At 37.1% G+C, this 13,016-nt stretch carries 11 protein-coding genes; 10 read left to right on the top strand and 1 reads right to left on the bottom strand.

The window, feature by feature from the left end; translation table 11 throughout:
• The first annotated feature begins 36 nt into the window (after positions 1-36).
• The 3 genes from A5866_RS10780 to dhaS all read left to right on the top strand — a co-directional run bounded on the left by A5866_RS10780 (position 37) and on the right by dhaS (position 3,927).
• Positions 37-615, top strand: coding sequence for a TMEM175 family protein (locus A5866_RS10780; protein WP_086445410.1), 579 nt, complete (start codon positions 37-39; stop codon positions 613-615).
• 441 nt (positions 616-1,056) lie between these two features.
• Positions 1,057-3,195, top strand: coding sequence for a hypothetical protein (locus tag A5866_RS10775; protein WP_086445411.1), 2,139 nt, complete (start codon positions 1,057-1,059; stop codon positions 3,193-3,195).
• A 183-nt stretch (positions 3,196-3,378) separates the two neighbouring features.
• The gene (gene dhaS / locus A5866_RS10770; protein ID WP_086445412.1) at positions 3,379-3,927 is read left to right on the top strand and encodes a dihydroxyacetone kinase transcriptional activator DhaS; all 549 of its coding nucleotides are present in this window, start codon (positions 3,379-3,381) and stop codon (positions 3,925-3,927) included.
• A 318-nt stretch (positions 3,928-4,245) separates the two neighbouring features.
• On the opposite strand, the gene A5866_RS10765 is transcribed toward dhaS, so the two are convergent.
• The gene (locus tag A5866_RS10765) at positions 4,246-5,238 is read right to left on the bottom strand and encodes a dihydroxyacetone kinase subunit DhaK (RefSeq protein ID WP_086277761.1); all 993 of its coding nucleotides are present in this window, start codon (positions 5,236-5,238) and stop codon (positions 4,246-4,248) included.
• Between the two features lie 335 nt (positions 5,239-5,573).
• On the opposite strand from A5866_RS10765, the gene dhaK reads away from it, so the two are divergent.
• From dhaK to rihC, 7 genes are all read left to right on the top strand, one after another.
• Positions 5,574-6,557 carry a dihydroxyacetone kinase subunit DhaK gene (dhaK, locus tag A5866_RS10760; protein ID WP_086445413.1) on the top strand — a complete coding sequence of 328 codons (984 nt, stop codon included), beginning with the start codon at positions 5,574-5,576 and terminating at the stop codon, positions 6,555-6,557.
• 56 nt (positions 6,558-6,613) lie between these two features.
• Positions 6,614-7,201: a dihydroxyacetone kinase subunit DhaL gene (gene dhaL / locus A5866_RS10755; RefSeq protein ID WP_086277766.1), complete on the top strand. Its 588-nt coding sequence runs from the start codon at positions 6,614-6,616 to the stop codon at positions 7,199-7,201.
• Positions 7,194-7,562, top strand: a complete 369-nt coding sequence (dhaM, locus tag A5866_RS10750) for a dihydroxyacetone kinase phosphoryl donor subunit DhaM (RefSeq protein ID WP_086445414.1) — start codon at positions 7,194-7,196, stop codon at positions 7,560-7,562. Before dhaL ends, dhaM begins: the two co-directional genes overlap by 8 nt.
• A 23-nt stretch (positions 7,563-7,585) precedes the next feature.
• Complete coding sequence (locus tag A5866_RS10745) at positions 7,586-8,713, top strand: glycerol dehydrogenase (RefSeq protein ID WP_086445415.1); 1,128 nt, start codon at positions 7,586-7,588, stop codon at positions 8,711-8,713.
• 170 nt (positions 8,714-8,883) lie between these two features.
• Positions 8,884-11,475, top strand: coding sequence for a bifunctional lysylphosphatidylglycerol flippase/synthetase MprF (gene mprF, locus A5866_RS10740; protein ID WP_086445416.1), 2,592 nt, complete (start codon positions 8,884-8,886; stop codon positions 11,473-11,475).
• Between the two features lie 113 nt (positions 11,476-11,588).
• Positions 11,589-11,921 (top strand): hypothetical protein, encoded by a 333-nt coding sequence (locus tag A5866_RS10735; protein WP_086445417.1) that lies wholly within the window; start codon positions 11,589-11,591, stop codon positions 11,919-11,921.
• A 140-nt stretch (positions 11,922-12,061) separates the two neighbouring features.
• A complete protein-coding gene (rihC, locus tag A5866_RS10730) occupies positions 12,062-12,985 on the top strand; it encodes a ribonucleoside hydrolase RihC (protein WP_176332616.1) in 924 nt (307 codons plus the stop codon).
• The last annotated feature ends 31 nt before the right edge of the window (positions 12,986-13,016 follow it).

Below are 13,016 nucleotides of genomic sequence, written 5' to 3'. Positions count from 1 at the left end.
AAAAAGTACGTAAAATAAAAACGAGGAGATGAAATCATGTCAAAATCAAGACTAGAGGCTTTTACAGATGCAGTTATCGCAATCGTGATGACCATTTTAGTTTTAGAATTGCATCAGCCAACAACAGATACTTTAGCTGGTTTAGCGGGAATAGAACGAAAATTATTTATTTATGTAGTGAGTTTTGTGATGCTAGCAATCTACTGGAACAATCACCATCATATGTTTCAGTTAGTTCATAAAATAGATGGACGTGTATTATGGGCGAATAACTTTTTCATTTTTACACTGACACTAGTGCCATTTGCTACTGCCTGGGTCGGTGACTTTATAGATAGTTTGATTCCACAGCTGACATACGGCATAATGACACTATTAGCGAATATTTCATATTTGATCTTGACTCGAGAGTTGATTCGGGTAAATGGCAGTGACTCTACCCTTGGTGAACTGTTCCAACGTTATAACAAATCTTACGTAAGCATTTTTTTGAATATCTTAGGTTTGGTATTAGGTTGGCTGATTCATCCTTATTTTGTATTGATTTTAAATATCGGTGTGTTGATTATGTGGATCATTCCAGATAGACGAATTGAAAATCAGTACAAAGAATAACTATAATTATATATATAATAAAAAGATGAAACAGACTGTTTTTTGGTTTTTTCATCTTTTTTTATTTAAATGAAATTTATTTGCAGTTTTAAACGATAGTTATTCTCATTTTTTTACGATATTTAAACATTTTGTGAAAACAACTAAGGTTGTTTTTAGGGTAAAATTAGAAATGATTGTTAAAAAAAAGCGTAATGAACATAGAATTAAAAAAAGAGCATAGAGGGGATTAGAACATCAGTCATTGATGTCATGTAAATCCAACTAAACTGTTTCCACAAAGTTTTTTGATAAAAAATGACCGATTCAATCTGATCAGCTTTCACATAAAGTTGATGGTCTGACTTTCAGGGGAAATGTTGGTTCCAGCCTCAATAAGTATAAAAAGGTGTTTTTAAATAAAAAGGTAAGATACAAGTCAAAAAGGGGCCGTTAGTACATATGGAAAAGTTGAATCTTACAAAGAGTACAACAGAGAATAAAAAAGTTTTTTTAAGAAAAGAAATCGAAGCCAACCGTTTAGGTGAAGAACTCTATTCGGATGATGTATTAAGCCAGTATTCTGTCTATCTAATCAGAAAATTTGAGGTTTCGTCTGATTATGATCAGCCAGAACAATTCGAAGCTCTCTTAGTGGATCTTCCAGAGCAATTCAATCATGAATTTGAAGATTGTGTTGCAAAAAATCTTTATGTGAGGGTAACGCAAAAAGCTGTCTATGTGACATTACTATTAGCCTTGGCGCATCCACTCAGCAAGCTACAGATCAGTGATCTACGTACTTGGATCAGCAGCTTAGAAGTCCCAGAAATGCCTTTAGAGCATATGACTGGTTTTTCTGAAGAGGTACCAATAGAGATGGTAAAAGGGTTACAGGAAACCAATAGCGAAGTCTTACTTTTAACAGAGATGATGAATCAATTCAGTGAAAATCTGAATGATATCTACAAAGAAGTCCAATCAGTGAAAGATAAAAGAACGCCGCCCGTGGTCAAAGTAATTCCAAGTAAAGTTGCTGCAAAAGAGGCATTGGAATCTGAAAATGCGAAACAATTAAACAAAGTAAACGAAAAAATTGCGCAGCTAACAGAAGAGTTTTCAACCTTTAAAACACATGTGACTGATAAGTTAGCTAAACTACCGAAGCCAAAGCAACCGCCAAAATTCAAAATCACATTTGGTTCAGGAGAAGAATCAGGGCCAACCGTTGAAATGCGCATAGAAGAAGCAATCAAACGGATAGATTTACTGGGCCAAAGAATGAATCATTCAGACCAGCAAGTGACCAAATTAAAACAGACAATGACAGAAAATAAGCAAGAAAAACGACCAAAGCTGAATTTTTCTGTAGCGAAGCAAAATACTGGTGAACAAAATAAATTAGCTGATAAATTAGCAACGACGAGTGAGGAAGTTACAACGATTGCTCGCCAATTACAACAAATCGATGAAAAATTGACTACAGTAGAATCAACTGTCTTAGATGCGAAGCCAGACTCTGAAGTGCTAGCTAGAATTGAAAAAGATCACGGACAATTACAAGAGACAGCATCGGAAACGGTTAAGTTAAACCAAGTCATTGATCAGTTAACAACAAAACTTGCCACGGTTGAAACTGTATTGACCACAGTCAAAAAAGAAAAGAAAAAAATTCCTACAGTAAGACTGACCAAAAGTGATTCGGCAAAAAAACTAGCGGAACAACATCAAAAAGATCAGGAACAATTAAAATCAAATGCAACAGAGATCAAAAAATTAACTCAAACAGTTGGTAAAGTAGATGTTCAATTGATCAAAGCACATCAAAAAATAGCTGAATTAGAACAAAAAATGCGCCAGACAGCCGCTGCACCAGCGGCTAAAAAAGAGCAAACAACAACGATTCAGCAAACGCCTTTTGCAAGAAACAATTCGATGATCGGACCAGTTGCACCGCCAGTTTCTAAAGCAGTACAACCAACTCAAACAGTACAAGAAAACCGGAATTTCCCATCAAAAGAGAGTTTTTTACAAGCCAATAGACCTATGAAACCTGTTATGGCTACCGATGAAGAAAGACCAACAGTCACATTAGCCATCGAAGAAATGCTGGACCGAGTTTCTGAAAAACACCCGCAATCAATAGAAATAAAAAGTCCTTGGACATTGGATGAAAACTACAGTCAAAACCTTAACAATGCTCAAGAATCGCAAGGGTCATCTTTACGCCGCTTGAAAAAATTAGAGTGGGATATCCATTCATTTTTCCAGCAAGGAAGAGGTGTGGGACATAAAGGGATGATGCCGAAAGCTGATTTTTACACCAATATTCGTAAAATAGAAGTACTGCCATATCTATGGGCCTCCATCTATGAGCGAGAAAAGAAAGATATTTTATTAGGAAACGAATTAAGCACACAACAATTGATCAATGACTTGAATGATTTTTTAGAAGAGGTAAATATACTTTCTAAAAAAAGAAAAGTTATGGGTAAATGGATTTATTGTCCTAAGGAAGTGGAACAAAAAATGGAAGGATATAAACTATTAAGCGAATATTTGGAAACGTATCTTGCTCGACAAAACGAGGGAAGAGCGTAGAAGAGGTGGGATCGACTGTTTAGTTGATCTCATTTTTTGTTTAGTACTATAAGTTTCTAAGGAATAAAGCGGATAAAATTTAATCAACTTTAGCTTAGTTTGTTTAAATATAGAAACATTGATTTTCTAAATGCTGATTAACTGGTACAATAAAAGTAATCAAGAAATTAAAGGTGCAGATAAATGATAGGATCATTGATTACGAAAAAGAAAATAGCGAAGATCTTTAAAAAACTTGTTGGTCAAATTGGATTTGAAAAAGTAACGATCGCAAAAATCATGCAGGAAAGCCACATGCGGCGTCAAACTTTTTATGACTATTTTCAAGACAAGTATGAATTGGTGGACTGGATTTTCCAGCAAGAGGCAATTGAAAAAATTGAAGATAACCTTGCTTATGAGGCGTGGCAGACTATAGTAGAGAATCTTTTTATCTATTTTGAGGAAAATCAGCTTTTTTATCGAAGGATTCTACAATTTGAAGGTCAAAATTCATTTCAAGAATATTATACACAGCATTTAAAAGCATTGATCAACCAAGTTCTGGTGGTTAAAAACAGATCTGAAGGAGAGCTTAAGGAATCGGACCGTTTGTTTTTGGAAGAGTTTTATGCAAATGCCTTTGTTTCATTAACGAGCAAATGGATCATTGGAGGATGTCAGGTTGATTCACATCGATTTGCGGAGCAGATGAAAATTGCCTTTTTAATGGGATTTGAAGAAAAACAATGAACAATGATGTATATGTGGAAATTACATTATTGTTCATTGTTTTTTGTTTGGGACTGAGAAGTTCATTCCACTTTCTTATGATCTAGCTACATGAGGCAGCCCTATCGATAAATAGACAAATACCAGTAAAGATAAGGACCATCTTTTCTGTTATTTCCTAATTTGCTCGAGGGTTAATCGCCTCATTCCGCTTTTCTGTGATCTAGCTGCATGAACTAGCTCTTCGGAAAAAAGACAAATCCTATTAGCGACAAAAAAGCGTCACGAATAGGATTTTCTATTTTTCAGTCAGAGCTAAAAGAGTTCATTCCGCTTTTCTTATTTCCAGCCAAAAGCATCAGTTGGTGCATTCAAATAATCTATCCATTTTTCTTCTTTAACGGTTAATAGTGTTAATGAAAGTCCGTTGGTATTATAGGCGGTTAAAAAATTGCCAATTCGTTTGTAAACTACTTCAATATCTTCAATATCCAACAATTGTTGGACGTCATTCATGAAAATACCTAGCTCAAGTAAAGGGATTCCACCTAAACCGTTTACCAAGACAGCCGCTTTGTTTAATTCGTTTCTTGGATATTGTTGTTTTAACTTATTAACTAACTCGATTGCGATCCTTTCAGAAGATTGCATTGTCTCAATACGATAACCAGGTTCTCCATGGATGCCGATGCCAAAGTACATTTCATCTTCTGCCAATTCATATTGTTGAGGGATCATCCCAATAGGGGAAGCGGGTGAAAAAGCGACTCCTAATGTTTTGATTTGAGAAATTAGTTGTTTACCTAGTATTTGTAGTTCGTCTAAAGAGTGGCCAATAGTAGCGGCGGCTCCGAGTATTTTATGAACAAAAACAGTTCCAGCAACTCCGCGTCGTCTTTTCTCAAATGAACCACTTTCAATAGAGCAGTCGTCATCAACGATGACATGGGAAACGAGCAGACCTTTTACTTTGGCTAGTCGTTCAGCTTCAAGAAAGCTTGCTAAGTCCTTTTCAAAATTTTTGATGATCAACAAGGTTCCGCAACCATTGTAAGTTTGCTCGATAGCTTGTAAGATCTCACCACTAGTTGGTGGCTCAAAGATCGCTCCCATTATGGCACAATCCAGCATATTTTCACCAATATAGCCGATATGAGCTGGCTCATGTCCGCATCCTCCTCCACTGATTAGGACTACTTTATTTTCTGCGATTATTTTTTTAGTGACGATGCCAGTTTGAGGTTGCCAGTTTAATTTGTCATTATATGTATAGACGATCCCAGCCAATAATTGCTGCCGAATATGCCCGCTTGAATTGATTAATTGCTTCATTGAGCCACTGCTCCTTTTCCATTAATATCAGTTTCTATTATACGCTGTCTTTTAAGCGAAAACTATAGTTTAGAAAAAAATCAAAATGAAAGCGGACACATAAACTTGTTTGTCCGTTGCAACTTTTTTCATATACGAGTATTGTAAACGTATACAATAAATATAAGTGGAACAAGCTCGTTCAGTCTCGACAGAAAAATAGGAAAATATGATTGAGGTGCTTTTTGCCTCACTCATATTTTATCTTTTTTCCGAGAGACTAGCTTGTGAAGCTAGATAAAATAAAAACTGCACAAGTTCGATCAGCCACAACAGAAAAAACAGGAGGGAATATCATGAAGAAAATTATCAATCAAGCTCAAAACGTAGTTCCGGAAATGGTACAAGGATTTGTCCGTGCTCATCAAGAAAAAATCGAGCAAGTACCAGAAACATTTGTTTTAAAGCAAAAGGAAATTGGTAAACAAGTTGCTTTGATCAGTGGTGGTGGTAGTGGGCATGAGCCAGCGCATGCTGGATTTGTTGGCTCAGGTATGTTGCAGGCTGCAGTTTGTGGTCAGGTATTCACATCACCAACTCCTGATCAGATTTTTGAAGGAATTAAAGCGGTCGATCAAGGGCAAGGTGTTGTAATGGTCGTAAAAAACTATTCTGGGGACATTATGAACTTTGATATGGCGAAAGATTTAGCTGAAATGGAAGATATCAAAGTTGGCACAGTGGTTGTGGATGATGATATTGCAGTTGAAGACAGCACATACACTCAAGGAAAACGTGGTGTAGCAGGTACTGTTTTAGTTCATAAGATTCTAGGCGCAGCAGCACGTAATGGTGCATCAGTTGAAGAATTAGTTGAATTAGGAGAACGCGTGGTTAAGAATCTAAAAACAATTGGGGTTGCTTTGACAGGCGCAACAGTTCCTGAAGTAGGAAAGCCGGGATTTGTATTAGCAGATGATGAAATTGAGTTTGGTGTTGGTATTCATGGTGAACCTGGTTATAAACGAGAAAAAATTAGACCATCTAAGGAGATGGCAGAAGAATTGTTTTCTAAATTAGCAGCAGCATTTCAATGGAATAAAGGAGATCAATTCGCTATTTTAGTGAACGGATTAGGTGGGACACCTTTGATGGAACAATACATTTTTTATGATGATGTAATGAGTTTGTTAGATGTTGAAGGCGTGAAGGTTTCATTTTCAAAAGTTGGCAATTATATGACTTCATTGGAAATGGCAGGAATTTCTGTAACGTTATTGAAAGTAGAAGATGATTGGGTAGCAGCGCTGAATGAAGACGTTGATACAGTAGCTTGGTAAAGGGCAATCTAGATTGAGTATTGCTATGTATAGTTTGAAAAACGGAGGGGACTTTAATGTTCACAGTAGATAATCTAAAAAAATCATTACAATTATTCAAAGAAAAAATCGATAAAAACAAAGACTACTTAAGTGAGCTGGATACACCAATCGGTGACGGTGATCATGGTAATAATATGGTACGTGGTATGGATGCTGTTAGTGAGAGTTTGCAAAGTAAAGAGCCTCAAACAGTGCAAGATGTCTTCAAGCTTACTGCAATGGCTTTGATCAGTAAAGTCGGCGGAGCTTCAGGTCCACTTTATGGAACAGCTATGATGGAAATGGCCAAAGCTGCTGCAACAACTTCAGATGTATTACCGATTTTAGAAGCTGGCTTGGCAGGAATTGAAAAACGTGGCAATAGTAAACCAGGTGAAAAAACCATGCTAGATGAATGGGCACCAGCAATCGAGGCAATCAAAAAGGATACGTTAACAGAAGCCTTACTTGAATCGGCGGTAGAAGCAACTAAAGAGATCACTGCAACCAAAGGACGTGCTTCTTATGTTGGTGAGCGTTCCATTGGACATATCGATCCAGGAGCAATGTCCAGTATGTATTTCTTTCAATCTTTAATGGAAGCGGGTGTCTTTGATGCGTAATGGTGTAGTGATAGTGTCTCATGTTAAAGAGATCGGTGAAGGTGTCGATCGTTTGATCAAAGAAGTTGCGAAAGATGTTCCGATAACAGTTGCTGCTGGATTAGAAGATGGTGCAGTAGGAACTTCTTTTGAAAAAATCATGGAAGCTTTTGAAAAAAATTCAGGCGAAACATTATTCGCTTTTTATGATTTAGGTAGTGCCAAAATGAATTTAGAAATGGCAATTGATATGACGGAAAAGGAAGTACTTTTGTTTGATACGGCTTTAGTAGAAAGCGCTTATACAGCGGCCGCGTTACTGCAGGTAGATACACCGATCGATGCCATAAAGGAGCAATTAGCGCCTTTAAAAATAAAATAAGATAAGAATAGGAGTTTTCAAACATGAGAAAAGCGTTTATTAGTCCAACGAAATACGTTCAAGGTGAAGATGAGTTATTGAATTTAGGTTATTTTGTGACAACATTTGGCAAGAAAGCTTTGTTGATTGCCCATGCTGATGATGTGAGTCGTGTAAAAGACAAATTAGATAAAACAGCTGAAACCTTTAATATTTCTTTTGTAGAAAGTAATTTCCACGGAGAAGCCTCTCGAGTTGAAGTGGCTCGTTTGCAAAAAGTGGCGGAAGAAAATGAGTGTGATTGTGTAATCGGTCTTGGCGGCGGTAAAGCGATCGATACTGCAAAATGTGTGGCAGAAGGGCATAACTTGATCATTGTACCTACGATCGTTGCGACAGATGCGCCAACTAGTCACTCAGCAGTGCTTTACACAGAAGATGGTCAATTTGATGATTATGCTTACTTTGTGCAAAGTCCAAGTGTGGTGTTGATCGATACAGTGGTAATTGCGAATGCGCCAACGCGTTTCTTGGTTTCTGGTATGGGCGATGCGTTATCTACTTATTTTGAAGCAAGAGCAACCCATAATTCATATTCTAATGTCAATGCTGGGTTGCCTTGTGGCGCACGAGAAGGTGTCTGTCCACCAGCGAAAGGAACAAATACAGCGTTGGCCTTAGCTAAATTATGCTATGAAACAATTCTAGAAGATGGTTTAAAAGCCAAAGAAGCTTCAGATAATAATGTGGTAACCCCTGCATTGGAAAACATTATTGAAGCGAATATCTTACTTTCAGGTTTGGGGTTTGAAAGTGCTGGTCTGGCAGCAATCCATGCAATTCATGATGGTTTGACTGTTTTACATGATGCACATGGCGCAACTCATGGTGAAAAAGTGGCATTCAGTACGATTTGCCAGCTAGTTTTAGAAAATGCGCCGAAAGCTGAATTATATGAAGTATTAGATTTTGCTTTATTGATTGGTTTACCAGTATGTTTGGCGGATTTAGGTGTAAAAGAAATTTCGGATGCGGAACTAACAGAAGTCGCTGAAAAATCATGCATCCCAGAAGAATCGATCCATTCAATGCCATTTCCGATTACTGTGGATCAGGTCAAAGCAGCGATTATTGTAGCGGATAAAATTGGGACGGAATACAAGAATCATTAGTATTAGTAAATAGATAGAAGTAGTCGTTGAGCTTAGTTATTTAAGTTTAGCGGCTATTTTTATAGAAAATAGTCGATTTCAAGAGCTAAAGTGGAAAAATAATTCGTTATACGCTAACATATAAAAGAAAATATATTATAGAACTGGATCATAAGAAAAGCGGTGAACAAATGAAAAACAAAATAGACCAGTTATTTCATTGGATGAAAGAGCATAGTTTATTATTAAAACTAATATTTCTTGGTTCTGTGCTGATTTTTGTAGCGAATCAAGTAACCCATATTGTACAGGGAATGACGTGGGAAGATGTCTTTCATACAATGGGACAACAGAATCGTTTTCGGATTCTCGGAATGATTTCAGCAGGCTTGATTGGCGTTTTGCCGATGCTTTTATATGATTTTGTAGTTGTAAGTGTACTTGAGGAACAAGGCAAGCCTAAAATGAACCGCTGGGAGTGGTTTGTGTCTGCTTGGGTCACCAATACGATCAATAATCTTGCAGGTTTTGGCGGTGTAGTTGGGGCAACGCTACGGGCTAATTTTTATGGAAAAGATACGCCGCGTAAAAAAGTTGTTGCAACGGTCTCTAAAGCGGCTCTATTTATGATTTCTGGTCTGTCGATCCTATCGTTTATTGCGTTTGTTGATGTTTTTTTTATTCGACCAGATAGCTTATTCCGAGAATATTGGGTTTGGTTACTTGCCGGAAGTTTGATTGCGCCAGCATTATTACTATTTACGCAATTAAAAAAATATACTTTATTTAAAGATTTTTTTCCGAAAGGAATATTTTTATTGTTTGGTGCTTCATTGGGGCAATGGCTAGGTGCGATGTTTGTCTTTTTAAGCGTGGGGGCTTTGATGCAAGTCGATGTATCACTGGTATCAGTTTATCCAATGTTTGTGATCGCAACCTTGATCGGAATGCTGACGATGGTGCCTGGCGGAATGGGTACATTTGATGTACTGATGATTTTAGGCTTATCTCAATTAGGTGTGAGCCAATCGACAGCTGTTGTATGGTTGATTTATTATCGTTTATTTTATTACGTATGGCCGTTTATGACTGGAATTATTTTGTTTATTCATCAAACAGGAATCAAAATCAATCGATTTTTTGATAATTTACCGCGGATGTTTTCACAAAAAGCGGCACACTTTATTTTAGTAGCGGCACTTTATTTTGCTGGGATCATGATGGTTTTATTGTCTACGATCACAAATCTATCGAATGTTAGTCGACTGTTTAAACTTTTATTGCCGTTTTCTTTTGATTTTTTAGATCAAACGTTTAATATGCTGATTGGTTTTTTACTATTAGGACTAGCCAGAGGGATTTCGATGAAAGTGAAAAAAGCCTATTGGCCAACGATTGGATTATTGATTTTTGGAATCATCAATACCATTTCCAGAACAGCTTCATGGCAATTGGTTCTTGTTTATCTGGTAATTCTATCGGCCGTTTTTTTAGCAAGAAAAGAGTTTTATCGGGAAAAATTTGTCTATTCCTGGGGTGCATCAACTGTTGATAGTATTTTATTTAGTTTCTTATTCATTATTTATGCTGTAGCGGGGTATTATAGCTCTCATCCAGATAAAGTAGGTCCGATTCCTCACATGTTTTTGCTATTTCCATCGGATGATGTCTGGCTATCTGGTTTGATTGGATTAGGAATTTCGATGATCGGTTTGATTACGCTCTACCAATACTTGGCAGAGACGTCCAAACATTTAGGTGATTCGTATCAAGGAGATCGTTTAACGGCTCTGATTGAGAAATATGGAGGTACAGAGGGCAGTCATTTACTGTATTTAAAAAATTACGCCTATTATTATTATCAAGAAAATGGTGAAGATGAAGTCTTGTTTGCCTATCAGATCAAAGCCAATAAGTGTTTTCTTTTGGCTGACCCTGTTGGAAATCAAGAGAAGTGGGCCAAAGCTACGCTAGCATTTATGGATGCAGCTGATCTGCTTGGATATCAAGCGGCATTTTATCGAGTTAGCGAAAAATATACCATGATCCTGCACGATTTAGGGTTTAATTTCATAAAAGCTGGTGAAGAAGGACTTGTGTGTATTTCTGGTAAGGATAAAGCCTCAGTTTCTTTTGCGCCTGATCGGATGGAGCTACAACATTTAACGAATTTAGGGTATACATTTAGGATGTATCGTGAGCCTATCTCAGCTGAGCTGTTCCAAGAATTAGCGCATGTGTCTGAGGAGTGGTTAGGTAGCCAACGAGAGAGAAATTTTGTCTGTGGTTATTTTGACCAAGAATATTTGGGGCTTAGCGATGTAGGGGTTTTCCGAAATGAACAACATGAAGTGATCGGCTTTATTTCAGCTAAACCGATTGTTCAAGGTCTTGAAATGTCCTATGATTTGCTTCGATATCGTGAATCAGCACCGAAGTATACTGCAGATTTCATGCTAACGCATTTTATCACAGAATATCAAAATCGTGGCTATCGCTCGGTTAATTTAGGAGCTGCACCGCTAGCGAATGTCGGTGAAACAAAATACTCATTTTTAAATGAGCGTCTGATCAATATTTTTTATAAGTATGGCGATCAATTGTATGGATTCAAAGATACGAGAAAAGAAAAAGAACAATATGTTACGAGTTGGGAATCCAGATATTTTGCTTATTCAAAACAAAGTAATGTGCTCTTTGTTTTTATTCAGTTGGCGTTATTGATTGAGCGAAGTAAAGGTAAAGTTGCTTCACTAGTTGAAGAGGTCATGACAGGATCATAAAAGAGGGGTGAAGGAAGCTAGAAATGGTTTCATTCACCCTTTTTGTACTGCTTAAGTCCCACTAGTAAAAAAATGTGAATAGCGTATAATAATTTAAAAGGAGGTTTTTTTGGATGAATAGTATGCAAGTGAGAGTAAGCACGAAAGCTAAATTAGCAGAAGAATTAGACAAGAAGACAGATGAAATTATCGTTGAAGGTGATTTCAGTCAAAGTATTGCTGAAATCAAAAAAGGCCAACTAAATGATACCGATATGCTAGGATTTGCAGTGGGAAGTTGTGGATCAGGTATGATCATGGAGTATGGGATCAGCAAGTTAATGGATGTTTTTGATCCTGCTGCAAAAGAAGACAAAAAAATTCGGAGACAAATTGAACGATTATATACAATCAAGCGTTTAACGCAGGAATCATTTTTACTGCATTTAAAACAATTAGATTATTAAAATAGAAGAAGGCGGGAAAACAGGCACTTTTTCTGTTCCCCGCTTTTTTATAAAAAAAGGGGTAGCTTTAGTTCTCTGAAACGAGCATGGGAGAAAGGCTTTTTCAGATAATTTTAGTTGAAAAGGAAGGATTACGTAACGTGAAAAAAACAAGAAAAATCATCATCGATACAGATCCAGGGATCGATGATGCAGTAGCAATTGCAGCGGCGCTTTTTGATGAAAGGCTGAACGTTAGATTGTTTACGACTGTTGCTGGTAATGTCAGTGTAGATAAAGTAACCAAAAATCTACTTAAACTGCTCGCTTTTTGGGGGAAAGAAGTTCCGGTGGCAATCGGATCAGATCGGCCATTACTTCGTGAAGCGATCAATGCAAGTGATATTCATGGAAGTACTGGGATGGATGGCTATGAATTTTCCGAATCAAAGTATGAACTATTAACAAAAAACCATGCAGTGATTGAGATGTATAAAGTATTGATGGAGTCAAAAGAAAAAACAACGATTGTGGGGATCGGTCCGCTTACGAATATTGCTCTTTTACTTCGAATTTATCCAGAATGTGTGGAGAGAATTGAAGAACTGGTAATCATGGGTGGTTCTTTGGGCAGAGGAAATTATGGAATATTATCTGAGTTTAATATTGCTGCAGATCCAGAAGCGGCTAAAATCGTATTTGAAAGTAAGATTCCATTGACGATGGTAGGCTTAGATGTTGGTGAGAAGGCGTTAATATTACCTGAAGATCGTATACAAATCAAAAAAATGAATAAAACAGGTGATATGATTGACCATTTATTTAGTAACTATCGTGGTGGCAGTTTAGATACAGGATTAAAGATGTATGATGGTTGTGCCGTGGCCTATCTATTAATGCCGGAAATGTTTGAAGTTAAAGAGTCTTATGTGGCAATTGAAACACAAGGTAGTTTGACTGCTGGTGCTACTTTAGTTGATTTGGCTGGGTATTTAGGGAAAGAGATTAATTGCCGAGTGTGTGTGGATATTGAGGAAGAACAATTTAGGCAGTGGTTGTTAGAAGCGATTGAGAAGTGTGCTTAATCGCTAGGCTATAAGACAAAAGTATTGGTTA

It is taken from the genome of Enterococcus sp. 12C11_DIV0727 (genome assembly GCF_002148425.2).
GTDB lineage: Bacteria > Bacillota > Bacilli > Lactobacillales > Enterococcaceae > Enterococcus_L > Enterococcus_L lemimoniae.
This window is presented reverse-complemented; position numbering and strand designations above follow the sequence as displayed.